At 75.2% G+C, this 24,736-nt stretch carries 26 protein-coding genes; 11 read left to right on the forward strand and 15 right to left on the reverse strand.

Annotated features, from left to right (window positions below):
- Positions 1 to 3 precede the first annotated feature (3 nt).
- From HA073_RS08740 to HA073_RS08760, 5 genes are all read right to left on the reverse strand, one after another.
- Positions 4 to 714 (reverse strand): helix-turn-helix transcriptional regulator, encoded by a 711-nt coding sequence (locus HA073_RS08740; protein WP_166456094.1) that lies wholly within the window; start codon positions 712 to 714, stop codon positions 4 to 6.
- A 103-nt stretch (positions 715 to 817) separates the two neighbouring features.
- The gene (locus HA073_RS08745) at positions 818 to 2,041 is read right to left on the reverse strand and encodes a dolichyl-phosphate beta-glucosyltransferase (RefSeq protein ID WP_064446156.1); all 1,224 of its coding nucleotides are present in this window, start codon (positions 2,039 to 2,041) and stop codon (positions 818 to 820) included.
- Between the two features lie 3 nt (positions 2,042 to 2,044).
- Positions 2,045 to 4,498: a glycosyltransferase family 39 protein gene (locus HA073_RS08750; protein ID WP_166456095.1), complete on the reverse strand. Its 2,454-nt coding sequence runs from the start codon at positions 4,496 to 4,498 to the stop codon at positions 2,045 to 2,047.
- A gap of 45 nt (positions 4,499 to 4,543) precedes the next feature.
- Positions 4,544 to 6,076 carry a cell wall metabolism sensor histidine kinase WalK gene (locus HA073_RS08755; RefSeq protein ID WP_113973783.1) on the reverse strand — a complete coding sequence of 511 codons (1,533 nt, stop codon included), beginning with the start codon at positions 6,074 to 6,076 and terminating at the stop codon, positions 4,544 to 4,546.
- Positions 6,054 to 6,800 carry a response regulator transcription factor gene (locus HA073_RS08760; protein WP_064446159.1) on the reverse strand — a complete coding sequence of 249 codons (747 nt, stop codon included), beginning with the start codon at positions 6,798 to 6,800 and terminating at the stop codon, positions 6,054 to 6,056. Before HA073_RS08760 ends, HA073_RS08755 begins: the two co-directional genes overlap by 23 nt.
- A 137-nt stretch (positions 6,801 to 6,937) precedes the next feature.
- On the opposite strand from HA073_RS08760, the gene HA073_RS08765 reads away from it, so the two are divergent.
- Both HA073_RS08765 and HA073_RS08770 read left to right on the forward strand, forming a co-directional pair.
- Entirely contained in the window at positions 6,938 to 7,831 is an 894-nt protein-coding gene (locus HA073_RS08765; RefSeq protein ID WP_166456096.1) for an SDR family oxidoreductase, read from the forward strand.
- On the forward strand, positions 7,828 to 8,625 hold the full coding sequence (locus HA073_RS08770) for an alpha/beta fold hydrolase (RefSeq protein WP_064446161.1): 798 nt from the start codon (positions 7,828 to 7,830) through the stop codon (positions 8,623 to 8,625). Before HA073_RS08765 ends, HA073_RS08770 begins: the two co-directional genes overlap by 4 nt.
- A 3-nt stretch (positions 8,626 to 8,628) precedes the next feature.
- Here HA073_RS08770 and HA073_RS08775 read toward each other — a convergent pair whose 3' ends face one another.
- Positions 8,629 to 8,853 (reverse strand): hypothetical protein, encoded by a 225-nt coding sequence (locus HA073_RS08775; protein WP_043324550.1) that lies wholly within the window; start codon positions 8,851 to 8,853, stop codon positions 8,629 to 8,631.
- A 130-nt stretch (positions 8,854 to 8,983) separates the two neighbouring features.
- On the opposite strand from HA073_RS08775, the gene HA073_RS08780 reads away from it, so the two are divergent.
- Together HA073_RS08780 and HA073_RS08785 are read left to right on the forward strand one after the other, a co-directional pair.
- Complete coding sequence (locus HA073_RS08780; protein WP_064446162.1) at positions 8,984 to 9,934, forward strand: serine/threonine-protein kinase; 951 nt, start codon at positions 8,984 to 8,986, stop codon at positions 9,932 to 9,934.
- An 80-nt stretch (positions 9,935 to 10,014) separates the two neighbouring features.
- Positions 10,015 to 10,443 (forward strand): OsmC family protein, encoded by a 429-nt coding sequence (locus tag HA073_RS08785; RefSeq protein WP_013285994.1) that lies wholly within the window; start codon positions 10,015 to 10,017, stop codon positions 10,441 to 10,443.
- 4 nt (positions 10,444 to 10,447) lie between these two features.
- On the opposite strand, the gene HA073_RS08790 is transcribed toward HA073_RS08785, so the two are convergent.
- Positions 10,448 to 11,398 carry an endonuclease/exonuclease/phosphatase family protein gene (locus HA073_RS08790; protein ID WP_166456097.1) on the reverse strand — a complete coding sequence of 317 codons (951 nt, stop codon included), beginning with the start codon at positions 11,396 to 11,398 and terminating at the stop codon, positions 10,448 to 10,450.
- Positions 11,399 to 11,750: 352 nt separating this feature from the next.
- Here HA073_RS08790 and HA073_RS08795 point away from each other — a divergent pair, with 352 nt between their 5' ends.
- Positions 11,751 to 12,590, forward strand: coding sequence for a hypothetical protein (locus HA073_RS08795; RefSeq protein ID WP_375336227.1), 840 nt, complete (start codon positions 11,751 to 11,753; stop codon positions 12,588 to 12,590).
- 10 nt (positions 12,591 to 12,600) lie between these two features.
- Here the strand turns inward: HA073_RS08795 and HA073_RS08800 are convergent, their stop codons facing one another.
- The 5 genes from HA073_RS08800 to HA073_RS08820 form a co-directional block, all read right to left on the reverse strand.
- Complete coding sequence (locus HA073_RS08800) at positions 12,601 to 13,074, reverse strand: ATPase (RefSeq protein ID WP_166456099.1); 474 nt, start codon at positions 13,072 to 13,074, stop codon at positions 12,601 to 12,603.
- Between the two features lie 117 nt (positions 13,075 to 13,191).
- Positions 13,192 to 13,638: a response regulator gene (locus tag HA073_RS08805; protein WP_030504307.1), complete on the reverse strand. Its 447-nt coding sequence runs from the start codon at positions 13,636 to 13,638 to the stop codon at positions 13,192 to 13,194.
- A gap of 70 nt (positions 13,639 to 13,708) precedes the next feature.
- On the reverse strand, positions 13,709 to 14,056 hold the full coding sequence (locus HA073_RS08810; protein WP_043324561.1) for an STAS domain-containing protein: 348 nt from the start codon (positions 14,054 to 14,056) through the stop codon (positions 13,709 to 13,711).
- A gap of 77 nt (positions 14,057 to 14,133) precedes the next feature.
- Complete coding sequence (locus HA073_RS08815) at positions 14,134 to 15,180, reverse strand: B12-binding domain-containing protein (protein WP_043330192.1); 1,047 nt, start codon at positions 15,178 to 15,180, stop codon at positions 14,134 to 14,136.
- Positions 15,177 to 16,937: a PP2C family protein-serine/threonine phosphatase gene (locus HA073_RS08820; RefSeq protein ID WP_043324563.1), complete on the reverse strand. Its 1,761-nt coding sequence runs from the start codon at positions 16,935 to 16,937 to the stop codon at positions 15,177 to 15,179. The genes HA073_RS08815 and HA073_RS08820 overlap by 4 nt, the downstream gene beginning before the upstream one ends.
- A gap of 257 nt (positions 16,938 to 17,194) precedes the next feature.
- On the opposite strand from HA073_RS08820, the gene HA073_RS08825 reads away from it, so the two are divergent.
- Positions 17,195 to 17,539: an STAS domain-containing protein gene (locus HA073_RS08825; protein ID WP_043324565.1), complete on the forward strand. Its 345-nt coding sequence runs from the start codon at positions 17,195 to 17,197 to the stop codon at positions 17,537 to 17,539.
- A 43-nt stretch (positions 17,540 to 17,582) separates the two neighbouring features.
- Positions 17,583 to 17,930, forward strand: coding sequence for an STAS domain-containing protein (locus HA073_RS08830; protein ID WP_233514741.1), 348 nt, complete (start codon positions 17,583 to 17,585; stop codon positions 17,928 to 17,930).
- Positions 17,931 to 18,004: 74 nt separating this feature from the next.
- Here the strand turns inward: HA073_RS08830 and HA073_RS08835 are convergent, their stop codons facing one another.
- Positions 18,005 to 18,319, reverse strand: coding sequence for a hypothetical protein (locus HA073_RS08835; RefSeq protein WP_166456100.1), 315 nt, complete (start codon positions 18,317 to 18,319; stop codon positions 18,005 to 18,007).
- A gap of 183 nt (positions 18,320 to 18,502) precedes the next feature.
- Between HA073_RS08835 and HA073_RS08840 the strand changes: the two genes are divergently transcribed.
- From HA073_RS08840 to HA073_RS08850, 3 genes are all read left to right on the forward strand, one after another.
- Positions 18,503 to 19,474 carry a DUF2267 domain-containing protein gene (locus HA073_RS08840; RefSeq protein ID WP_113973793.1) on the forward strand — a complete coding sequence of 324 codons (972 nt, stop codon included), beginning with the start codon at positions 18,503 to 18,505 and terminating at the stop codon, positions 19,472 to 19,474.
- A gap of 71 nt (positions 19,475 to 19,545) precedes the next feature.
- Positions 19,546 to 20,334, forward strand: a complete 789-nt coding sequence (locus HA073_RS08845; RefSeq protein WP_210888407.1) for a spermidine synthase — start codon at positions 19,546 to 19,548, stop codon at positions 20,332 to 20,334.
- 39 nt (positions 20,335 to 20,373) lie between these two features.
- On the forward strand, positions 20,374 to 21,456 hold the full coding sequence (locus tag HA073_RS08850; RefSeq protein WP_043324573.1) for an AI-2E family transporter: 1,083 nt from the start codon (positions 20,374 to 20,376) through the stop codon (positions 21,454 to 21,456).
- Between the two features lie 25 nt (positions 21,457 to 21,481).
- Here HA073_RS08850 and HA073_RS08855 read toward each other — a convergent pair whose 3' ends face one another.
- Together HA073_RS08855 and HA073_RS08860 are read right to left on the reverse strand one after the other, a co-directional pair.
- A complete protein-coding gene (locus HA073_RS08855; protein ID WP_064446170.1) occupies positions 21,482 to 22,780 on the reverse strand; it encodes an NAD(P)/FAD-dependent oxidoreductase in 1,299 nt (432 codons plus the stop codon).
- 275 nt (positions 22,781 to 23,055) lie between these two features.
- A complete protein-coding gene (locus tag HA073_RS08860; RefSeq protein WP_244206014.1) occupies positions 23,056 to 23,571 on the reverse strand; it encodes a GNAT family N-acetyltransferase in 516 nt (171 codons plus the stop codon).
- A gap of 847 nt (positions 23,572 to 24,418) precedes the next feature.
- Between HA073_RS08860 and HA073_RS08865 the strand changes: the two genes are divergently transcribed.
- Positions 24,419 to 24,736 (forward strand): C39 family peptidase (locus tag HA073_RS08865; protein ID WP_205796416.1); only part of this gene is annotated, 318 nt, incomplete at its 3' end.

Below are 24,736 nucleotides of genomic sequence, written 5' to 3' on the forward strand. Positions count from 1 at the left end.
CGGTCAGGCGGTGGCCGGGGCGAGCAGCCGCGACGGGGGCACCCCGGCCAGCTCCCGCACCTCGCGGGTCAGGTGGGCCTGATCCGCGTACCCGCTGCGCGCGGCCACCTCGGCGAGCGGCGCGCCGGCGCGGGCCAGGTCCAGCGCCCGGCGCATCCGCAGGATGCGGGCGAGCGTCTTCGGGCCGTACCCGAACAGGGTCAGGCTGCGGCGGTGCAGGGCCCGCGCGCCGAGGCCGACCTCGGCGGCGGTCGCGGCGACGGTGGCCCCGGCGGCCAGGCGGGCGGCGACATGCGCGCCGACCGGGTCGGGGCCGCCGGCCGCGCGCAGCCGGTCGCGGGCGACCCAGGTGAGCACCCCGGCGGCCTCGTCGCCCGGCGCGGCCAGCGCCGCCTCGACCCGCTCGGTCACCTCGGCGGCGGCGCGGCCCCACAGGTCGGCCAGCGGGACGCGGCGGTCGCGCAGCTCCTCGGCGGGCACGCCGAACACGGCCGGGCCGGTGCCGGGCGGCAGGCGCAGCCCGATCCACTGGTCCCCCGGCGCGGACCGCGACAGGTGCGCGGTGCGGTCCGGACCGGCCACCAGCAGCCCGGACCGGCTGGACCAGAGCAGGTCCAGGCACCCGTCCGGCAGCACCCGCGTCTCACCCCCGCCGGACACGCTGCCCCACAGCACCGCGCCCGGAACCCCCGCCGCCCCCCACTCCCGGTACACGCCCCCAACCCTGCCACCCGCCCCGTCGATCATGAAGTTGACGGTGCCGGCGCCCGGCGTGTCGCGCCGCCAACCTCATGATCGACGGGGTGTTCGGGGTGGGTCAGGGGCGGTGGTGCATGGCCAGGCGGAGCAGGAGGAAGCGCAGGGCTGTCGCGGCCAGGTTGGCCGCTACCAGCACCACCAGCTCCAGGCTGCGGCTCGGGCGTGTGGCGGCGTGCAGCAGGGCCAGTGAGCCGCTGGTCAGGGCCAGGCCCAGCGCGAACGCCAGCAGGCCCTGGAGGTGGTGGCGGCCGGCGTGCCGCCGGCCGCTGACCCCGAACGTGAGCCGCCGGTTGGCCGCCGTGTTCGCCACCGCCGTGAGCAGCAACGCCAGCAGGTTCGCCGGCTGCGCCCCGAGCGGTCCGCGGGCCAGCAGGAACAACAGCAGGTACGCGAGCGTGCTCGCCACGCCCACCGCGGCGAACCGGACGAGCTGGCGCGGTAGGCCGGCCGGCACACGCGCCGGCGGGGCCGGCAACGGTCCCCGGCCGAGCTGGGCGCGCAGCTGCGCCAGCGGCAGCGCCCCGGTGGCCAGCGCCCGGCCCAGCCGGCCGATGCCCCGCAGGTCGGCCAGCGCGGTGGCGACGATGTCGACGCGGCTGTCCGGGTCGTCCACCCAGTCCACCGGCACCTCGTGGATGCGCAGCCCGGCCCGCTGCGCCAGGACCAGCAGCTCGGTGTCGAAGAACCAGCCGGTGTCGCGTACCAGCGGCAGCAGCCCGGCCGCCACGTCGGCGCGGATCGCCTTGAACCCGCACTGGGCGTCGGAGAACCGCGCCGCGAGCGTGCCGCGCAACAGCAGGTTGTAGCCGCGCGAGATGACCTCCCGCTTGGCGCCCCGGACCACCCGGCTGGTCCGCGCCAGCCGGGTGCCGATGGCCAGATCCGAGTGCCCGGAGATGAGCGGCGCGACAAGCGGCAGCAACGCGGCCAGGTCGGTGGACAGGTCCACGTCCATGTACGCGAGCACCGGCGCGGGCGAGGCCGACCACGCGGCGCGCAGCGCCCGCCCACGGCCCTTCTCGTCCAGGCGCAGCACCCCCACCTCGGGCAGCTCGTCGGCGAGCGCCCGGGCAACCTCCGGGGTGCCGTCCACGCTGGCGTTGTCGGCCACCGTGATCCGGAACGGGTACGGAAAGTGCGCGGTCAGGTGCGCGTGCAGCCGCCGGACGCAGGGGCCGAGGTCGGTCTCCTCGTTGTAGACCGGGACCACCACGTCCAGCACCGCGCTGCCGGCGGCGGGCCGGGCCCGCACGGCGGCCCGGGGCGCGTACGTGTCAGTCATCGCTCAGCCCTGCTTTCCGCTGCTCAGGTCGTACACGGTCACGCCGTCGACGGTGGTCGCGGTGAAGTTCTCGGCGACCCAGGCGGCGATCTCGGCCGAGGCGTTGCTGCCGCCGTTGGCCCGGAACCCGCCGCCGCCGAGGAAGTAGTGGATCCGCCCGTCGGCGACGTACCGCTGGAACTGGGCGAGCGTCGGCGACGGATCGCTGCCGTTGAAGCCGCCGATCGGCATGACCGGCCGCCCGGTGGCCAGCTGGTAGCCGGAGGCGTTGTTCGAGCCGACCGTGGCGGCGACCCAGGTGTAGTCGTCGGCGTCGGCGGTGAGCAGCGCGGTCATCTCGGCGCTCGGCTCGCGGGCGTCGAGCAGCCCGCCCATGCCGCCGCCGCGCTGCCCCCGGCCGTCCGGTCCCGTGCCACCCTCCGGACCGGCGCCACCCTCCGGACCGGCGCCGCCGTCCTGACCGGTGCCGCCGTCCTGACCGGTGCCGCCGGGCGCGCCCGGAGCCGAACCACCGCCCGGGAAGCCGGGGAATCCGCCGGCGTTCGCTCCGCCGCCCGGGCCGGTGCCGTCCGGACCCGTGCCGCTGGAGCCGGTGCCGTTCGGGAAGCCCGGGAAGCCCGGGAACTGCCCGTTCCCGCCGCCCGGGCGACCGGGGAACTGCCCGTCCCCGCCGCCCGGCATCCGCCCGCCCGGGCCACCCGGGCCGCCGAAGCCCCCCGCTCCGGCCGGTCCGGCGCTCGGAATGGCACCGCTGTGCGGGGTGGAAGCGGTCTGCATCGCGTACGCGGCCGGCCCGGCCAGCGCCACCGCGATCCCGGCGACGGACACCACCGGCACCAGCCACCGCACGACCCGCCCGGCAAACCCGCCCCGGTGCCCCGCCGCCACCCCCATGCCGGAGTTGACCAAGGAGTTTGCGTCAGCCTGAACGCCGTTCCCGGACACAAACTCCTTGATCAACGGGGTGGGCGGGGAGGCGGGAGAGGGCGGGGAGGCGGGAGGGGGCGGGACGGGCCGGCGGGGGCCGGTGGTGAGGAACGCCTGTGCGGCCAGGAGGACGGCTGCGGTCAGGCCCACTGCGAGCACCGTGGGGCGCAGCCAGGGGTACCAGTCGGGGGTGCGGCCGAGCACGCGCCAGGACCACCAGGCGGTGACCGCCAGCGTGGCGGCCAGGACAAGCGTGGCGGCGAACCCACGCCACCGGGCCGCTGCGGCCTGGCCAGGTGCAGCCGAAGCGGCGCCGGCACGGGCCCGCCACAGCGCTGTGACGCCGATGCCGACCAGCGCGCCGACCGCCGGGGCCAGGGCGACCGTGTAGTAGGCGTGGAAGATCCCGGACATGAAGCTGAAGATCAGTCCGGTGACCAGCAGCCAGCCGCCCCAGAGCAGCAGACCGGCCCGGGTCCGGTCGGTACGCGGTGCCCGCCCGGCCAGCCACAGCCCGGCGACCAGCAGGATCAGCGCGGCCGGCAGCAGCCAGGAGATCTGCCCGCCGACCTCGGTGTCGAACATCCGCAGCAGCCCGGTCTGACCGGAGAACGGTCCACCGCCGCCGGGCCGTCCGCCGCCACCGCCGACGCTGCCCACCTCGTCGCCGGTGATCCGGCCCAGGCCGTTGTAGCCGAGCGTCAGCTCCAGGATGCTGTTGTTCTGCGAGCCGCCGACGTACGGGCGGGCGCTCGCCGGCACCAGTTCGACGATCGCCACCCACCAGCCGGCGGAGACGACCACGGCGAGCCCGGCCAGCAGGAGCTGGCGGATCCGCCGTCCGAGGCCGGTCGGCGCGGCCAGCAGGTAGACCCCGGCGAAGACCGGGATCACCAGGAACGCCTGGAGCATCTTGGTGAGGAAGCCGAACCCGACGAGCACGCCGGTCAGCACGATCCACCGGGTGCTCGCCGTCTCGACCGCGCGCACCGTCGCGTACGCGGCGGCGACCAGCAGGAACACCAGCAGCGCGTCCGGGTTGTTGAACCGGAACATCAGCGTCGCCACCGGGGTGAGCGCGAGCACCGTCCCGGCGAGCAGTCCGGCGGCCGGGCCGTACCAGCGGCGGACCGTCGCGTACAGCACGCCGACCGAGGCGACGCCGAGCAGCGCCTGCGGCACCAGGATCGACCAGCTGCTCAAGCCGAAGATCCGCACCGAGAGCGCCATCAGCCAGAGCGAGGCCGGGGTCTTGTCCACCGTGATCGAGTTGGCCGCGTCGGACGAGCCGTAGAAGAACGCGGTCCAGTTCTGCGACCCGGCCTGCACGGCGGCCGAGTAGAAGGCGTTGGCCCAGCCGGAGGCGCCCAGACCCCACAGGTAGAGCAGCGCGGTGGCGGCCAGCAGGCCGAGCAGCGCCGGGCGGGCCCAGCGGTCGGCGCGGGTCTCCTCCGGTACGGGCGCGGGGGCCGGCTCGGCGCCGGGTGGACCGGCCGTGGGCGGGGTCGGCAGGCTCTCGGTTCTGTCCATGCCGGCAAGCCTCGGAGCGTCCGCTGGCCCGCTGCCGTGAGTGACCTATGCGTCTGCTGTGGATCCGGGCAGCCAGACCGTGAACGCGGTGTGGCCGGGCCGGCTGACCACGTCGACCCGGCCGTGGTGGGCCTCCACCACGGCGGCGACGATGGCCAGGCCGAGGCCGGTGCTGCCCTGCGCGCGGGAGCGGGAGCTGTCGCCGCGGGCGAAGCGCTCGAAGACCTCCGGCTGCAACTGTTCCGGGATGCCCGGTCCGTCGTCGGTGACGCGCAGCTCGACGCCGCCGTCGGCGGGCGCCAGCCGGACCGTGACGGTGGTGCCGGCCGGGGTGTGCACCCGCGCGTTGGCGAGCAGGTTCGCCAGCACCTGGTGCAGCCGGTGGGCGTCGCCGGTGACGGTGAGCGGCTCGTCGGGCAGGTCGAGCTGCCAGCGGTGGTCGGGGCCGGCGACGTGGGCGTCGCTCACCGCGTTCACCGCCGTGGCGGTCAGGTCGACCGGTTCGGCGGCGAGCGGGCGGCCGGAGTCCAGCCGGGCCAGCAGCAGCAGGTCGTCGACGAGGCTCGTCATCCGGGTGCTCTCCGACTCGACGCGGCGTAGCGCGTGCGCCACGTCGGGCGGGACCTCCTGGCGGCCCCGGCGGGCCACCTCGGCGTACCCCCGGATGGCCGCGAGGGGGGTGCGCAGCTCGTGGCTGGCATCGGCGACGAACTGGCGTACCCGGGTCTCGCTGGCCTGCCGGGCGGAGAGCGCGGCGGCGACGTGGCCGAGCATCCGGTTGAGCGCGCCGCCGACCTGCCCGACCTCGGTGCGGGGGTCGGTGTCGGCGGCCGGGACCCGCACCGACAGGGCGACCTCACCGCGATCGAGCGGCAGTTCGGTGACCCGGGCGGCGGTGGCGGCGACCCGGTTGAGCGGGCGCAGCGTGACCCGCACGATGAGCAGACCGAGGGCGCCGGCGATGACCAGGCCGGCGCCGATCACCCCGGCCTGCGCGACGATCATCCACATGACGGTGTCGTCCACCTGGGCCAGCGGGATCGCGAGGACCAGCACGTCGCCGTCGCCGCGCGGCGAGGGCAGCGCGACCGCGCGGTAGTCCCCCCGGTCCCCGACGACGACGGTGCGCGGGCGGTCGCCGACGGGTACGCGGGCCAGCGCGGTCAGGTCGGCGGCGGGCACCTCCTCGCTGCCGCCGCTCTCGGACCGGACCCGGCCGACGGGTTCGGCGGCGCCGGGCACCCGGACCGCGATGGAGCCTGGCGGGAAGCCGCCCGGGGGGTCCGGCGCGACCTCGTCGGAGTTCGGCGGGGTGGGCCGCTGGTCCGGGCGCGGCGGGTCGATGCCGCGCCGGGCCCAGCGTTCGAAGTCGGCGGGCCGCCGGTCGCCGAAGGTGAGCTGGTTGTCGATCTGGTTGATCAGGAAGTGCCGCAGCGCGACTGTGGTCAGGCCGCCGATGCCGAGGCTGACCAGCGCGAGCAGCGCCACCACGGAGAGCACGAGCCGGCGGCGCAGCGACCAGCCGGCCAGGCGGCGGCGCAGCCGGCCGCGGGCGTCACTCGGCGGGCTTGAGGACATAACCCGCCCCGCGCAGCGTGTGGATCATGGGCGCGCGGCCCGCGTCGATCTTCTTGCGCAGGTACGAGATGTACAGCTCGACCACGTTGGCCTGGCCGCCGAAGTCGTAGTTCCAGACCCGGTCGAGGATCTGCGCCTTGCTGAGCACGCGGCGCGGGTTGCGCATCAGGTAGCGCAGCAGCTCGAACTCGGTGGCGGTGAGCGTGATCAGGTCGTCGCCGCGGCGTACCTCGTGGCTGTCCTCGTCGAGGGTGAGGTCGCCGACGGTGAGCACCGCCTCCTGGCGGGCGGCGACCGCGAAGCCGGAGCGGCGCAGCAGCGCACGCAGCCGGGCGATGACCTCCTCCAGGCTGAACGGTTTGGTGACGTAGTCGTCGCCGCCGACGGTGAGCCCGGCGACGCGCTCCTCCACGGCGTCGCGGGCGGTCAGGAACAGCACCGGCACGCTCGGCGACTCCTCGCGCAGGCGACGCAGCACCTGGAAGCCGTCCAGGTCGGGCAGCATCACGTCGAGCACCACGGCGTCCGGGCGGAACTGGCGGGCGGTGCTGATCGCCGCCATCCCGTTGCCGGCGGTCGCGACCTGCCAGCCCTCGTACCGCAGGGCCATGGCGAGCAGATCGGTGAGCGTCGGCTCGTCGTCGACCACGAGCACCCGCACCGGCTCGCCGTCCGGTCGGTGCAGCTCGATGCGGCCCTGCGCGGCCTGCCCGTTCATGACCATGCCCCCATCGTGGGCGGACCCGCTGTCGCCGGGCTGTCCCGATCCTGTGTACCAGCTGTGCGCGCCGGCCGACTTCGAATCCGGGCAGGTCCGGCCGGGTCTTCCACACCCGGGCTACCCGGTGGTAACTTCCCGGCATGTCCATCGACGGTCGTTTTTCCGGCCGGTTGGCCGGCAAGGTGGTGCTGGTGACCGGCGCGGCCCGGGGCATCGGCGAGCACACCGCCCGCCTCGCCGCCGCACGCGGCGCGCGGTTGTCACTGGTCGGGCTGGAACCCGACCGGCTCGCCGCGCTCGCCGCCGAGCTGGGTCCCGGGCACGCCTGGTTCGCCGCCGACGTCACCGACCAGCAGGCGCTGGCCGAGGCGGTCGACGGTACCGTGGCGGCGCTGGGCGGGATCGACGCGGTGGTCGCGAACGCCGGGGTGGCCAACCGCGGCACGATCGCCGTCGGCGACGTCGAGGCGCTGGTGCGTACGGTCGAGGTCAACCTGATCGGGGTGATGCGCACCGCCGCCGCGACCGTGCCGGCGCTCGTCGACCGGGGCGGCTACCTGCTGATCGTGTCCTCGGCCGCGGCGTTCGCCGCGCTGCCCGGCATGGCCGCCTACTGCGCCTCCAAGGCCGGCGTCGAGCAGTTCGGCAACGCGATCCGCCTGGAGCTGGCGCACCGGGGCGTGGCGGTGGGCACCGCCCATCCGTCGTGGGTGGACACCGACCTGGTCCGCGAGGCGCGCGCCGACCTGCCGGCCTTCGAAACGGCGCTGGCGAAGCTGCCGTGGCCGCTGCGGCGCACCACGACGGTGGCCGAGTGCGCCGAGGCGTTCGTCCGGGCGATCGAGCGGCGCAGCCGCCGGGTGTACGTGCCACGCGCCGTCGCCGGCGTGCAGGCCGTACGCTCGATGCTGGTCAGCCCGCTGGCCGACCGCCTGGTGGGCCGCACCGCCCGGGCCACCGTGCCGCTGATCGAGGAACAGGCCCGCGCCTTGGGGCGGGGCTTCGGCCCCAGCACGCCGCAGGGACGGCCGTGACCGCGCCGGTGGAGGTCGTCTACGAGCGGCGCGGCGCCGGGCCCACGCTGGTGCTGCTGCACGGCATCGGTCACCACGGCGGCGCCTGGCGGCCGGTGCTGGACCGGCTCGCGCAGGCGCACGACGTGATAGCCGTCGACCTGCCGGGCTTCGGCCGCTCCCCGGTGCCCGCCACCGGGCTGCCCGCCGACATGCCCGGCCTGACCGCGGCCATGGTCGAACTGTTCGCCGCGTTCGGGCTGGAGCGCCCGCACGTCGCGGGCAACAGCCTCGGCGGGGCGATCGCGCTGGAACTCGCCGCGCTCGGCGCGGTCTCCTCGGCCACCGCGCTGTCCCCGGCCGGCTTCTGCACCGCCCGCGAGCTGCGCTGGGCGCTGACCGTGCTCGCCCTGCACCGCAACGCGGCCCGGCTGCCCGAGCCGGTGCTGCGCCGCCTGTTCGCCGCGCCCGCGCTGCGGATGCTGGCGATGGGCATGATCCTGGCCCGGCCCAACCGGATGACCCTCGACGACGCGGTCGCCGACGCCCGCGCGCTGCGCCAGGCGCGGGCGTTCCGCGCCGTCGCGCGCGCCGGCCGGGGGTACGCCTACGCGGGCGCGCCGACGGTGCCGGTCACCGTGGCGTGGGGCACCCGGGACCGGATCCTGCCCTACCGGCAGGCGGCGCTGGCGCGTACCCGGCTGCCCGCCGCGCGGCACCTGGACCTGCCCGGCTGCGGCCACGTGCCGATGCACGACGATCCGGAGCTGGTCGCCTCGGTCATCCTCGGCACCACCGGCGTCCGGGCGGGCTGAGCCTCACTCGGTCGCGCCGAACGGGAACGTGTGCACGTACCGCATGGTCCAGCCGCCCGCCGCGGCGTGCTCGTCGCGTTCGTAGAGGTGGTCGGCCACCCCCTCGGCCGGCTCCTCGGGATGCCGCAGCACCCACCGGGGCGGTGGCCCGCCGTCCGGCCCCGCGGGCAGGTCCCGGGTCAGCTCGTCGGCCGGACCGCCGACGAACCGTACGCGCACCGAAGCCACCGCTGCCCTCCCTGTGTCGACCCCTCGCCGCGAAGCTACCCCGCCGGAATGGAAACCCCCGCCGGTTTGCACAGCTCCGGGGCCGGGTAGCGGGACCGGAGGGCACACCGGACGAGGCGAGGAGTGGGCGATGCGGACGCTGGGCGGGCGGTACGAGCTCGAACAGCGGGCCGGCCTGGGTGGCATGTCGGAGGTCTGGCGGGCGCACGACCGTGTGCTGGACCGGACCGTCGCGGTGAAGCTGATCTCGCCCCGGCTCGACGGCGAGGCCGGCTCGGTGGAGCGGATCCGGGCCGAGGCGCGCTCGGCGGCTCGCCTGGTGCACCCGAACGTCGCGAGCGTGCACGACTTCGGCACCGCCACGCTGCCCGACGGCCGGCCGGCGCCGTACATCGTGATGGAGCTGGCCGAGGGCGAGACGCTCGCCGCGCACCTGCGCGCGGGGCCGCTGGACTGGCGGATCGCGGCGCGGGTCTGCGCCGAGGTGTGCGCCGCGCTCGCGGCCGCGCACGCGCACGGCATCGTGCACCGGGACGTGAAGCCCGCGAACGTGATCCTCACCCCGTGCGGGGTGAAGGTGCTCGACTTCGGTATCGCCACCCCGGCCGGCGCGCCGGACCACACTCCGGACGGCGTGGTGGTGGGCACTCCCGCCTATCTGGCGCCGGAGCAGCTCGACCGGCAGCCCGCCACCCCGGCCGCCGACATGTACGCCCTCGGCGTGCTGCTCTACTACTGCCTCACCGGTCACCTGCCGTACGAGGCGGACAGCACCACCCGGCTGCTCGGGCCGGGGGGACGCCGGCCCGAGCCCCGGCCGCTGCCCGACGTTCCCGGGCTGCCGCCCGAGGTGGCCGACCTGTGCCGCAGCTGCCTCGACGCCGACCCGGCGGCCCGGCCGACCAGCCCGATGGCCGCGCTGCTGCTGGCCGAGGCGGTGGACGCCCGGGTGTACGTGCCGATGAGCGCGGTGCTGCCCCGCCAGCGCGCGGAGCAGGTCTCGCCGTGGACCAGCCGGGCGGCCGCCGAGGCCACCGAGGCGATGGCCGTCGACGCCGCGCCGAGCGGCCGGGTCGGCTGAGCGCTCCTACTGCCCGCCCGGGCGCGGTTTCGCTGCTCGGGGTCCGGGAACGCGGTCCGGTGAGTGACGGGAGGAACGCGATGCCGGATCCGAGTTCCTGGCTGGCCGAGACGGCCACGGCGACCGCGGCGGGCGGTCACGTACGCACCGACGACGGCGGTCTCTCCTCCGCCCTGGCGTCCCCGCTGGCGCCGCACTGCACCGGTCTGACGCCGGAGCAGCTCCTGGCCGCGGCGTTCGCCTCCTGCCTGCACCACGCGGCGGTGGAGGCGGCCGGGGAGATCACCGACGAGGCGCACACCGTGCAGGTGACCGCAGAGGCGAAACTGGGCCGCGACGACGACGGCCGTTACCGGGCCGACGTGCACGCCGAGATCTCCTCGGCGGGACTGACCCGGGATCAGCTGGCCGACCTGGTCGCGTACGCCGACCGGCTCTGGCCGTTCTCCAGCGGCGACCCGAGCCGGCACCGGCTCACGGTGACCCCGGCGGAGAACGGCCGGCACTGAGCGCTCACCAGCGGAAGCCGGCGGTCACCGCGCGGTGGTCGCTGTCCGGGGTGTGCAGCACCCCGGCAGTGGTGGGGGTGAGTCCCCGGTAGAGGACGTGGTCCGGTCGGGTCACCGGTAGCTCCGCCGGCCAGGTGAAGCCGAATCCCTGCCCGGCCTCGGCCTGAGCGTCGCGCAGCAGCCGGGTCAGCGGGTCGAAGACCCGGTCGGTGGTGGCGGTGTTCAGGTCGCCGAGCACCACCAGCCGCTCCGCCGGGTCGGCGCGTACGGCGTCGGCCAGCGCGGCGACGGTCTGGTCCCGGGTGGCGGTGTGCCCGGCGCGCGCGGAGCCGAGGTGGACGACGTACACGGTCAGGTCGCCCCGGGGGGCGGCCACCACGGCGCGCAGCGCGCGGTCCCAGCCCAGCCCGGTGTCGACGCCGTGCGCCTCCCGGATCGGCCACCGGCTCCACAGCGCGACCGTCGACACCACCGCGCGGTGCGGGTACCGGCCGGCGAGGACCGGCGCCACCCGGTCGCCGTCGGCGACCTCCTGGAGCCCGATCAGGTCCGGTCCGTCGCCGGCGAGCGCGCCCACCGTGGCGGCCGGGTCGGGGTTGCCGACACGCAGGTTCTGGCTGGCCACCCGCACCGAGGCGCCCGCCGCGCCGGCCGCCGGGGGCAGCCACGCGCGCCCGTACAGGCCGGCCCAGACCAGCGCCGGCAGCAGCACCGCCAGCAGCGCCGGGCGGGAGCGGCGCAGCAGCGCCACGAGCGCGAGCACCGGTACGCCGAGGCCGAGCAGCGGAACGGCGCTGTCCAGCAGGCTGCCCAGCCCGTGCACGTTCGGCACCGCCCGATGGCCGGCGAGCAGCGCCGCGAGCAGCCCGGCGCAGGCGATGACGACGAGTCCGCGCCGCCTCCGGCGGCCGGACGGCTCTCCGGGGCCACGCTCGTCGGCCTTCTGCTCGGTCACCGTCGGAATCGTAACGAGCGCCCGGGTCACCGTGCCGGGGCCTCGCCATGATCCACAGCGGTCGCCGCCATCCGGGGCGGTCGATGCTTCCGGTCGGCGGACCGCCGCACCGGCGGGGCTGCTCGACCAGCCTGCCCTCCCCCGAACGGTGGAGGGCGGCGCGCGGCCCGGGTTGCTCGTGCTCGCGTCCTCTTTCCCAGCCTTAAACCGACATGAGGCATGTTCCGGGTACGCGAGGTTCGCTTGTTTGGTGATCGGCCGAGTGAATTGTCGGCCGCGAATCCGGCAGATTGTGGCGCATGCCACCAATCACCCCGATGGCAACGGGCCGGAAGCTCTCTAGCCTCGGCGGGTGCCTCCCGACCACCCCTCCCACCAGCCGCTGCCCGCCAACCGCCCGGTTCGCCGAACGATTGACCCGGCATCAGCCGAACGGAGAGTGGGGCGTCACCGCGCCCCGGAGCAGCCCCGGCGCGGCCCGGCCCGCTCCGTACCGGGCCGGATCGCGGTGGCCACCGGCGTCACCTGCTGCCTCGGCCTGATCGGCGTAGCAGGCGTCGGCGAAACCGGCCCCGCGCGGCTGGACGTACGCGAGGCGGTCGCCGACCGGGCCGCCGCCGAGCAGCGGGCCTCCCGCGACTTCACCCGCCTCGCGCCACCTGTCGCCGCGGCGCCGGTCCTGCCCGCCCCGGCCGCCACGCCGAGCCCGGCCGCGTCGACGAAGAAGCCGCCGCGCAAGCCCGCCCGCCCGACAAACCCGCGGCCGGTCGCCGGACTGGACCAGCGGCAGATGAACAACGCGAAGATCATCGTGGACGTGGGGCGGGACATGGGCATGCCCCGCCGGGCGCTCGTCGTGGCGGTGGCCACCGCGATGCAGGAGAGCAACCTCTACAACCTGGCCAGCGACGTGCTCCCGGAGTCCTTCGACCACCCGCACCAGGGCAGCGGCTCCGACCACGACTCGGTCGGGCTGTTCCAGCAGCGCCCCAGCAGCGGCTGGGGCACCGTCGCCCAGCTCATGCGGCCGTCGTACGCGGCCCGCGCCTTCTACACCGCCCTGCGCGAGGTGCCCGGCTGGGCGGACATGAGCGTCACCGCCGCCGCCCAGGCGGTGCAGGTGTCCGCGTACCCGGACGCGTACGCCCGGCACGAGGACCGGGCCGCGACGATCGTGGCGGCGCTGACCTGACCCCGACCGGTCAGGCGGCGCCGGGCCGCACGCCCGCGGCGGCGGTCGGGGTGTCCACCGGCACCCGCTCGCCGTGCGCGCCGGCCAGGATCTCGTCCACCCGGGACTCGCGGCGACGCCGTGCCAGCAGGGCCGCCTCGAACTCGCGGCGGGCCCGCAGAGCGTCGGCGTACGCCTCCTCCCGCAACCGGCGGGCCTCCTCGCGGGCGGCCTCCAGCTCGGCGCGGGCGGTGGCCAGCAGCTCGGCGGCCTCCCGCTCGGCCGGCGACGGGCGGGCCGCCTCCGGGCCCTCGACCGGCGCGGTCCGCCGGTGCAGGAAGTCGCACAGGTGCAGGGCGTCGGACCGGATCTGATCCCACTCCCGGCCGGCCCCGGCGGCGCCCTCCGCCCGCGCCGCCAGCCGCCCCAGCCGCAGGCTCAGCTCGTCGAGGCAGGAATCCACCTGACGCCTGTCGTATCCGGTCTCCACCACCGAGAACCTCATGCGTCGCCCCCCAGGCAGCCGGTGTTCGTCCCCACTGCCGATCCTGCGGGCCGGTCGCTCACGGGCGGGGCCGTTCCCACAAAATGTTCAGGATGCGGAGGCCCGGACTTCCCGCACCTACTGGTGCTTCGGGAGCACGACCACCCGGCCGAAGAACTCGTCGATGCGGCGTACCACGTCGTTGAAGTCGTCCAGGTCGATCGGCTTGGTCACGTACGCGTTGGCCTGCAACGTGTAGCTGCTGACCACGTCGGTGTCGGCGTTGGAGGTGGTCAGCACCACGATCGGGATGGTCCGCAGGCTCTCGTCGCCCTTGACCTCGCCCAGCACCTGCCGCCCGTCCATCCGGGGCATGTTCAGGTCCAGCAGGATCACGTCCGGACGCTGCGCCTCGGCGTGCCGGCCCTCGCGCCGAAGGAACTCCATCGCCTCCTGACCGTCGGCGACCACGTCGATGACCTTGTCGACGTCGGAGTCGGCGAGCGCCTCCTCGATCATCAGGACGTCACCCGGATCGTCGTCCACCACCAGGATGCGAACCGGGCTCGGGCTGCTCTGACCCATCGTCTTACCTGCTTGTCTCGAGGAGGGCGGCCGGCCGCACGGCCGGTTGCTGGCGGGGAAATGTACCGGATCAGGAGGCGGCCGGCGCGGCCGGGTCGACGGTGTCACGGGCGTACCGGAGCACCTCGGCCAGCCCGGTCACCTGCAGCACCCGGGCCACCCGGCCGGTCGCCCCGGTCAGGCGCAGCCAGCCGCCGTCGGCGGCGACGAGATTGTCCCCGCGCACGAAGGCGGCGATGCCGGTGGAGTCGCAGAAGGTCAGCTCGGCGAGGTCGAGCAGCAGCTCGCGCTGACCCTCGGCGATCAGCCGGTCGATCGCCGAGTTCAGCTCGGGGGCCGTGCCCAGGTCGAGCTCACCGGCGAGCCGGAGGCAGACACCGCCCCCGTCCCGCTGGGCGTACGTGACGGTGAACGTCACCCTGGCCCCCCTCGCTCCCCACCGCAGGCGAACGCTTGCAGTAGTGCAAGTATATGGGACGGCCCATCCGGGTGCCGTCAGCGGCCCGCCGCAGACAGGCCGCCGACCAGAGCCCGGGACCGGTCGAGGAAACCGGCCGCGCGCGGGAAGTCGCGCAACTGCTGTCCATAGTGCTCCAGCGTCAGGCCGACCGCCCCCGCCGGCACCCCGCGGCTGACCAGGATCTCCACCAGCCATTCGACGAACGCGGTGAACAGCGTCCCGTCGTCCACATAGAGCGCGGCGGCCAGGAAGTCCACGATGTAACCGAGGTCGCTGATCGTGGAGTCGAGCTGCGCCGGGGTGTAGCCGGACACCGACGGCACCCGCTCCCGCAGGTCGGCCAGGGCGCTGTCGATCAACTCGCCGCGCCGCTTGACCAGGCTGGCGTACTCGTCGTCGGCCAGGTGGTCCAGCCGGGCCGGCGGCGCCGCACGCAGCGCCCGCTCGTCGGCCACCAGGTCGGCCGCGGCCGGCGCGTCCGGCGCCCACGGCACACCCAGCACACGCGCCCAGCGGCCGTCCTCGCCGAAGCCCCGGCCACCCACCACCACCGGCACGTCAGAGCGGCGGCACGCCTCCACCATCCGGTGGGCGTGCGGCAGCCGCATCGGCAGCGCGCAGGCCAGCGCCACCGCCTCCGCGTCGTAACGGTGCAGGTAGGAGACCAGGTGGGCGGCGGGCACGCTGGCGCCGAGGAAGACGACCTGCCAGCCGCGCAACCGCAGCACCTCGGCCACCAGCCGGGCCGGCAGCGCGTGCCACTCGCCGTCCATGCAGGCCATCACGATCCGTCCCCGCGTCGGCCGGGGATCGGCGTACGCGGCCACCGCCGCCACCACCCGCTCGCTGATGTGCGTGGCGGCGTGCTCCTCGGCGACGCTCCACTCGTTGCGCGCCCACCGTTCGCCCACCTCGGCCTGCGCCGGCGCGACCAGGTCGAGCAGCACCCGCTCGGCGGGCACGCCCGCCTCCAGCAGCCCCACGGCCACCGCCACGGCGGCGGACTCGTCCGCGTCGGCCAGGCACTCCAGGTAGCGGGCGAAGGCGTGACCCGCATCGACCCCGACAGTCGGCACTGTCACGCGGACCACTCCCTCGTCAGCTCGGCCGCGGCCGGTTCCGGCACCGCGTGCAGGTGCCGGGGCGCCCGCCCGGCCGGGCCGGTCGCCCGCAGCGCCAGCACCGCTATGTCGTCGTGGTCGCCGTGCGCGAGCCAGTCACAGGTCACCTGCTCGACCCGTTCGGCCAGCGCGGGCGCCGGCATCCGGTTACAGCCGGCCACGGCGTTGAGCAGCCGCTCGGCGCCGAACTGCTCGTCGCCGCGCCGGCCGCCCCGCGCCTCGGTCACGCCGTCGCTGTAGAAGAGGCAGGTCTCCCCCGGCGCCAGGCGCACGGTGACCTCGCCGATGCGGGGATCGGGCACCACGCCGATCAGCATGCCGCGCAACGGCACCACCTCGACGTCACCGGACTCCCGCAGCACCAGCGGGGGCAGGTGCCCGCCACCGGCCAGGGTCAGGGTCTGGCCGCCGTCGCGGTGCGGACGCGCCACGCCGAGCACCATGGTGGCGAACCGGCCCTGCCCGTGTGCCTGGGTGGTCTCCAGCAGCGCGTCGTTGAGCAGCTTCAGCAGCCGCCCGGGCTGGCTCTCGACCCGGTGCAGCGCCTGCAGGCACTGGCGCAGCTGGCCGGTGAAGACGGCCGCCTCCACGCCCTTGCCCGACACGTCACCGAGGAAGAAGACCGACCCGCCGTCGGTGAGCTGGTGCGAACCGTAGAAGTCGCCGCCGATGCGCAGGCCGGCCTGCGCGGGCCGGTACGCGGTGCCCCACTGCACGCCGGTCGCGGGAGCCGGCTCGACCGGCAGCAGGCTGGCCTGCAGCGTGTCGGCGACCTCGGCCTGGTCGCGGTAGAGCAGAGCGGTGGTCAGCGCCGCGCCGGCCCGTGCCGCGAACGCGCGGATCAGGTCCACATCGGCCTCGTCGTACCAGCGGTCGGCGCGGCGGGCCACCAGCAGCGCGCCGGCCGGCGCATCCCGGCCGGGCAGCGGCACCACCCGGGCGACGGCGCCGGAGGTGTCCAGACCGGGCAGCCAACCCGCCTCGGCGGCCTGCTCGACCAGCCAGTCCAGCTCGTGCGGCTCGGCGCCGGACAGGCCGGCCTCGATGGCCACGGGCAGCGCCGGGGCGGGCAGCACGCCGCTGTCCACCACGGGCGCCTGGTCGTCCGCGCGTACCGCCCGCCACCACCGGGACCGGCCGGAGCGGGGGGCGAGCACCAGGACCGCCACGTCGGCCGCCGTCGGTACGGCGAGGCGGACCACGGCCGCGGCCGCCCGGTCGGGGTGCAGCGGATTGCCGAGCTTCTCGCCGACCACGGCGAGGAACGCCGAGCGGGCCCGCTCGGCCAGCAGCGCGTCGGCCCGGCTGACGCTCTCGGTGACGTCCTCGACGTACCAGCAGCGCCGGTGACCGGACAGCGCGACCGGCCGTACGCGCAGCCGTCGCCCGTGGTGGGTGAACTCCGCCGGGCCGTCGCCGCGCAGCGCGTCCACGCCCGCCGCGGCGAGCAGCTCTCCGGCGGTCACCTCGGGGACCAGGCGCTCCGCGACGGGGCTCACGTGCCGCACGACACCGTCGGCGTCGCAGACGACAAGGCCCTCCCGGAAGTGCTCGACGACCTCGGACCAGTCCGGGACGGCGGGGCCGCGGTCGGCTGCCAGCGGCGGCAGGGCAGGCGTCGCCGCAGCGGCGGCGGACCACGCCGGGACCCGTGCGGCACTCGGCGTGGAGATCCGTCCGTCGCCCGGGTCGGCACCCCTGACGTCGGCAGCAGTCACCAGCTGAGCCCCACTCTCCTCGTCGGCACCCCCGGGGCGCCGCACGGCGCCTGTGGCCACATCTCTTCGCCCCACACTACGCCGGTATGCCGGTACCGCCACCCAGCCGACGCTGCTGGGGCGGCCCGCGCGCGCCCAGCGGGGCGGTGCCGCTGTTGTTACGATCCAGGCATCCCTGCCCGACCGGCAGCGTGCGGAAAGGCGTGATGGTGGTTCCTCAACGCAGAAGGTCCGAGGCGACCCCGCTGAGCATCTCCGTGGATCGTTCCGACCCTGCCGTCCCGGTGATCGGCGTCGGCGGCGACCTGGCCTACGCCACCGCGGCGCCGCTGCGCGCGGAGGTCGACCGGCTGCTCGCCGGGCGTCCCGCGACGCTCGTGCTCGACTTCGCCGACCTGCTGTTCCTGGACAGCACCGGCCTGTCCGTGATCGTGCACGCCTGGCGGGAGGGGCAGCAGGTCGGCACCCGGATCGAGCTGCGCGCGGTCCCGCGGTTCCTGGAGACCATTCTCGACCTGACCGGCGTCACCGGCCTGCTCGACCGTGCGCCGGTCGACGACCGGACCGGGCCGCCCGCCACGGGTTCGGCCGCCTCCGCGTGACCCCGGGGGTTTCCCGCCGGGGTCCGGCTGGGAACATGGGAGCGTGCCCTCCCAGATGCTGACCATCGAGGTGGACCGGCTCGACGCCGGCGCCGTCCGGGTGCGGCTGGCCGGTGAGCTGGACTACGACACCGCCCCGGAACTGGTCGAGGCCGTTGCGCGGCTTCGCCGCGACGGCTGCCAGGAGGTGGAGCTCGACTTCGGCGGCGTGGTCCTCTGCGACTCGTCCGGGCTGAGCGCGCTCGTGGTGATCCACCGCTCCGGCACCGGCGCGGTCCGGCTGCGCAACACCAATCCGCAGGTACGGCATCTGCTGGACCGCACCGGCCTGGCCGAGCTGCTGGCCGCCCCGCCCCGCGACGTGACCGGCGGCGCCCGCGAGGTGGGCTGACCGCGCGGCACGCCGTTGCCGGGAAGGGGTGGCCCCCGGCCCTGGGACCAGGGGCCGGGGACCGGGAGGATGGCTCAGGCGGCGGGCGCGGCCTGCCGGCGCGGGCCGGTGGTGTGCGGCTCTCCCACGATCGGGGTCTCGGCGTCCTCCGGCGCGCCGGAATCGGGCGTCTGGAACAGGTAACGGACGAAGTCTCCGGTAGCACCGTCGTCGTCCGCGCCCGGCCACTGCCCGACGCAGTCGACGCCGATCACCTCACGCCCGGTGCCGTCGTGGTGCTCCAGCAGCGCCCAGAGGGTCACCGGGTAGCAGCGGGTGACGTCCGGGCCGATCCGCCAGCGGGCGTACCACCCGGGACGGGCGGGGACGATCTCCACGATCCGTTTCATGTCGACCTGCCCTTCCGCGTGCGTCGGAAGTTGTCCGGTCCATCCGATCCTGCCGCCCGCCGGGGTGAGCGCTCCTCACCCGCAGCGAGTGAAGCCTCCGCCGGGCGGGCCTCCCGTTAGCTTCCCGGCAGCGCCGGGAACGCGGTCGGCGCAAGCGCAACCGACCAGGAACGAGGTGCGACGATGCGCAAGCAGATGGAGGGCGACAACCAGCGCCGCCGGGCTCTCGCCCGCGAGGCCCGCGAGCGAGGGCTGCGGCCGAGCCAGACCGGCGCCAGCCTGAGCGCGTCCAAGCAGGTCACCTCGCTGGACCGGCACGACCGGTCCGGCCCGCCGCCGGCCGGACGACACAAGCCGGACACCACGCGCGGCGGTCCCGCGCCGCCGCCGGTCGCCGTCGCGGAGCAGCAGCGCCCGCTGCCGGACCCGACGCCGTCACCCGGGGTCTCGATGAGCTACCGGGATCTCGTCGACGACGTGAGCCGGCGCGCCGGGGTGGACTTCACCACGGCCAAGGTCGCCGCGGAGGGCACCGTGCTGGCCCTGGCCCAGGCGCTGGACGAGGTGGAACGTGAGCGACTGCTGGAGGCGGTGCCGCTGACCCTGCACGACGTGGTGCCGGTGTACGGCATGGAACCCCGCCGCGACCTGCCCGGGTTCCTGGCCGAGGTCGGCCGCTACAGCCGCCTCACCCCGGAGCAGGCGCGCTACCAGGCCGAGGCGACGCTCGCCGCGCTCAGTGAGGCCGACGCGGAGCTGGTCGAGTCGCTGCGCGTACCCGACGAGTTGCGTGACCTGCTCGGGCCGACCGACTTCGGCGGCGGCCTGGTGGGCGCGTCCTCGGCCACCGCGCCACTGACCGAGCCGGAGCTGCGTGACGCGCTCGCGGCGCTGCCCTACTGGTCCAGCGACCGGCGGTCGCTGGTGCGCACGATCGAGTTGCCCGGCGGCAACCTGGACCGGGTGCTCGACCGGCTGGACCAGCTCAAGTCCGAGGCCGGGCGCGCGCCGCAGATCGGGCGGCCGGACCCGGACAACGCCGTGCTGACGGTCCGCACACAGCAGGTCGACGGCGTGACCGCGGCGGACGTCGACCTCGCGCACCGGGTGGACGCGGCAGTCGACGAGGCCGGCGCCGGGATGGCGGCCGGCTGACCCGGCGGCGGAACGGTCCCGGTCCCCCGCGGGCCGGGGCCATCCGTGGCCGGGCGGTACCGTGTGCCGCCGTGGATCACGACGACACCGAGACCCTGGAGATCGTGGTGGACCCGGCCCGCCCGTCCGGGCGCACGCTGCTGGCCGACGGGGTCGAGCAGTCGTACGTGGACGTGGCCGACGCCCGGTACCTGCACTTCGAGTACGTGCGGCGGATCGCCGCCGCGATCGACCTGGCCGCCCCGCGGGGCGCGGCGCTGACGGCGCTGCACCTGGGCGGGGGCGCGCTCACACTGCCGCGCTGGCTCGCGCGCACCCGGCCCGGTTCCGCGCAGCGGGTGATCGAGCGGGACCCGGGCGTGGTCGAGCTGGTCCGGCGGAAGCTGCCGCCGCTGCCGCCGGAGGTGGTGGTCGCGATCGGTGACGCCCGGGAGGCGGTCACCGAGGCGCCGTCCGGGGCGTACGACGTGGTGGTGGCCGACGTGTACCGGGCGGCCCGGATGCCCCCGCAGGTGGCGGCGGTCGAGTTCGCGGCGCAGGTGGCCCGCGTGCTGCGCCCGGACGGCATCTATCTGATCAACCTCACCGACCTGCCGCCGCTGGCGCACACCCGGGGGCAGGTGGCCACGCTGCGGGCGGTGTTCGCCGACGTCTGCCTGGTGGCCGACCGGCGGATGCTGCGCGGACGGCGGTACGGCAACGTGGTGCTGGCCGCCTCGCCCACGCCGGGACGGCTGCCGGCGCGCCGGCTCGCCGCCCGGGCCGCCGCCGATCCGGTGCCCGGAACCGTGCTGCACGACGCGACGCTCGACGCGTTCGCCGCCGGCGCCCTCCCGGTCACCGACGCCGACCTGGGCTGAGCCGGGTTTTCCGCCCCGCGCGGCGGGTAGCCGCGCCGGATGAGCACCGCCGACGACCGGTCCACCGCGCGCCGGACGCTTGTGGTGATCGGGCTGGTCCTCGCCACGGTGGTCGGGCTGGCGCTGGTCTGGGCGACCCGGCGGGTGCTGGTGTGGGGTCTGGTGGCGGTGTTCTTCGCGGTCGCGCTGAAACCGCTCGTGGACCGCCTGCAGCGGCGGGTACGCCGCCGCGCGCTGGCCACGCTGCTGGTGTTCCTGGCCGCGTTCGCGCTGTTCGCCGCGGTCGGCGCGCTGATCCTGGTGCCGCTGGTGGACGAGGTGGCCCGCTTCGCCGACCGGCTGCCGGAGCTGGTGCGCGAGGCCCAGGCCGGGCGGGGACCGGTCGGGCGGCTGCTGGACCGCTTCCACCTGCTCCGGTACGCCGAGCCGGGCCAGCTGCGCCGGTTCGGCTCGCGGCTCGGCGATCCGACGGTCGGGGTGGTCCGCAGCGTGGCCCAGGCGGTGACCGCGCTGGTCACGGTGGTGGTGCTGGCGTACCTGATGGTGCTGGAAGCGCCGAAGATCGTCGCCGCGACGCTGCGGCTGGTCGGCGACGGCCCGGCGCGGCGGCTGCGGCGCATCGGCCGTGACTCGTCCCGGATCGTCACCGGCTACCTCAGCGGCAACGTGCTGATCAGCGTGATCTGCGGCGGCCTGACGTTCGTCGTGCTGTTCCTGCTCGGCGTGCCGTTCGCCGCGGTGATCGCGCTGACGGTCGCCGTGGTGGACCTGATCCCGCTGGTCGGCGCCACGCTCGGGGCGATCGCCGCGGCCGGGGCGGGATTCGTGCACTCCCCCACCGCCGGCATCGTGGTGCTCGTCTTCTTCGTGGTCTACCAGCAGGTGGAGAACCATCTGCTGCAGCCGGTCATCATGGCCCGCGCGGTGCGGCTCAACCCGTTGACGGTGCTGGTCAGCCTGCTGCTGGCGGTGGAGCTGGGCGGCCTGGTCGGCGCGCTGCTGGCGATCCCGGCGGCCGGCATCGCGCAGGTGCTGCTGCGCGAGTTCGTGCCGGCCGGGCGGCAGGCCCTGCCGGAGCCGGCCGACGGCGAGCCGGCGCAGCGGCCGCCGGCCGGCGGGTGAGGGCCGGCCGGCGGGTGCGCGGCGTTCAGCGGCGGCGGGCCAGCTCCGGTGACTCGCTCTCCAGCGGCACCGCGTTCGCCGGGACCAGGCCCAGTTGCACGGCGGGGCGGGGCAGAGTCGCGTCGAGCGCCCAGTCCGCGGCGACCCGGGGCCGGTTACCGGGCATGGCGAGCAGGTGGTAGCCGCGGGTGACGGCCTTGGCCGGCAGCCCGGCCAGCGGGACCTTCAGCGGGTTCGCCGCCGCGTCCTTGCCGCCCAGGTCCACCACCCAGCCCAGGTCGTGATGCTTGTACGACTTGCGCACGCCCTGACCGTAGGACGCGGCGATGTTGTGCGCGGCCAGCTTGCCCTGCCGCTGGGCGTGCTGCGCGGTCATCGCGCACACCTGCCCGGGGCGGGTCGGATCGGGCACGGCGGCGGCGTCGCCGCAGGCGAACACCTCCGGGAAGCCGGGGACGTTGAGGAACTCGTCGACCACCAGCCGGCCCTTCTCGGTGCGCAGCCCCAGCTCGGCCACGAACGGGTCGGGGCGTACGCCGACGCACCAGACGAGGCTGCACGTCGGGACGTACTCGCCGTCGGTGAGCATCACCCCGTCCGGGGTGGCCTCGGCGACCGAGGTGTTCATCCGCACGTCCACGCCGCGCTTGCGCAGCACCCGGTCGGCGGTGACCGACATCCGGCGGTCCAGTTCGGGCAGCACCCGGGGCGCGAGGTCGAGCAGCATCCAGCGCGGCCGGACCTTCAGGTGCGGGCGCTGGGCCATCAGCCGGTCGGTGAACAGCTGCCCGTGCGCGGCCACCTCGGTGCCGGTGTAGCCGGCGCCGACCACCACGAACGTGGCGCGGGCCCGCTGCTCGGCCGGGTCGTCGGTCAGCTCGGCCAGCTCGATCTGTCGGACCACGTGATCGTGCAGGTACAGCGCCTCGGGCAGGCCGCGGAAGCCGTGGGCGTACTCGGTCACGCCGGGGATCGGCAACAGCTTGTTGACGCTGCCGACGCTGAGCACGAGCCGGTCGTACGCGAGCTGACCGTGGTCACCCTCGATCGAGCGGTAGCCGACCCACCGGTTCTGCAGGTCGACCCGGTCCGCCTCGCCGACCACCACGCGGACGCCGTCGAGCGTGCCGGCGAGCGGCACGGCGATCCGGGTCGGCTCCACCACGCCGGCCGCCACCTCGGGCAGCAGCGGCAGGTAGAGGAAGTAGTCGGTCGTGTTCAGCAGGACGATCTCGGCCCGGTCGCGGGCCAGTCGGCGCAACGTCTTGGCCGCGTGGTACCCGGCGAACCCGGCCCCCACGATCACCACACGTGGTTTCGTCATGCCTGCTGCCGTTCCCGGGCAGACCTGCGACAAACACACCCAAGATCCATCCATCAGCGGCTATATGGACATTCCTCGCGATCGACGCGAGGATGTACCGCCTCCGCCGCGGGGTGCTGCCGGTCGGCGACGTCACCGAGGTGACCGTCGACCTGTCCAAGGACAACGTGCTCTTCGGTGTGCGGGCGGTGGACCGGGCCGGGTACCGCAGTCCGGTCGCCTTCCCGAAGCCGGGCAGCTGGGGCTGCTCGGTTCGGCGGTGGCGCGGCCGGTCGTCAGGCGGTGATCGCCCAGCGTTCGTGGTCGCGCCACGCGCCGTCGATGAACAGGTAGTCCGGGGAGAAGCCCTCCAGCCGGAAGCCGAGCCGACGCGCCAGCCGCTTCGACGGCTCGTTGCCGGGTTGGATGTTCGCCTCCAGCCGGTGCAGACCGAGCGGCCCGAACGCGTACCCGATCACCAGGCGCACCCCGGCCGAGGCGTGCCCGGTCCCGGCGTACGGGCGGAACGCCGCGTATCCGAGGTAGCCGCCGCGCAGCGCGCCCCGCACGATGCCGCTGATGTTCGCGTACCCGGCGATCTCACCGCTCTCCCGGTCGCAGAACAGGAACCCGGAACTGTCCCGCCGCCGGATCTTGCGTAGGTACGCCGCGTACAGCTGCGTGTCGTCCGGCGCGGACAGCCACGGATGGTGCAGATCACGGCTGCGCCGGGCGGCGGCGACGAACTCCGCCTCGTCGGCGGGGCGGGGGCGGCGGATGGCGACGCGGCCGTCGCTGCGCAGATATCGCACCGTCCCACTCTCGGCCACCGCCCCCATTCCGCCCCACCCGGGTCAGCTCCGCCACCCGCTGTCCTACTCACCGGGAGCGCTGTTCCACCTCTCAGGACCACAAGAGATCTTGGAAGGAACGCGCCCCCATAGGGGCCATTTCGTTCCAAGATCTCGCCCAGCACGAGGTCTCGTCCCGATCGGCAAGACCGCCAATCCGCCCTTCGGACGCGCCCACGCCCTTGCCCACGCCCACGCCCACGCCCACGCGATCTTGCAGTTACCGCCCAAGACTTGCCTGTTTTGCGAGGTTTGCCGGGGCAATAAGTGCAAGATCGCGCACACATGGTGGATCTTGAGGGCTCTTGAGCCAGCGGACCCGTCGGCGATGTGCGGGCCGGGTCGTTTGGCGGTCGGTGCCCGGTTCGCTGTGTTGCGGGGCTGTGGTCGGTGCCACCGTCAGGGTGGAATCGGTGGCGGGCGCGGGGCGTTGTACATGGCTGACCCCGGGACACCGGGACGAGCGCCGAACACCAGCCGCCCGGCACCCCCGCGCGGGTCGCCAGGTCAGGGAATCAGCCCGGCCCGGACGTCGTTACATCCCCGAGCGACGGGCACGCCGCCGTCCCCGGGAATGGCCCCGGTCCGGTCGTGGTTACATCCCCCAGACCCACGCCACCGGTCACCCCCGGCTGGCAGCCACGGTCGGAGGGAATCATCCCCGGCCCGCAGGTCGTTACATCCCCCGAGCCGCGACGAGCTGGCCCCTTCCGGGCCGCCCGCGTGCCAGCCCCTCCACGGGCACCCAAGACTTTCCCCCTTCGCGGCACCCCCGCCGCGTATCCCCCACTTCAGGGAGGCAACCATCATGGCTACCACTCTGCTGCGCAAGACCGTTCTGACCGCTGCCGGTGTCGTCGCCACCGCCGGTGGCATCGCCGGCCCCGCCATCGCCGCCCACGCCGCCCCCACCACCGGCACCGGTGTGGTGACCGACCGCAGGGGCCACGGCGAGCGTGAGCTGGACGTGCGCTACGAGGCGCAGCCGAACTTCTACTTCTGCGGCCCCGCCGCCGCCCGCAACGCGCTGAGCGTGCAGGGCAAGAACATCGACGTGCACGCCATGGCCCGCGAGATGGGCACCACCGAAGCCGGCACCAACTCCATCAACGACATCACCCCCGTG

Origin of the sequence: Micromonospora sp. CMU55-4, from assembly GCF_011602315.1 — a bacterium.
GTDB lineage: Bacteria > Actinomycetota > Actinomycetes > Mycobacteriales > Micromonosporaceae > Micromonospora > Micromonospora chalcea.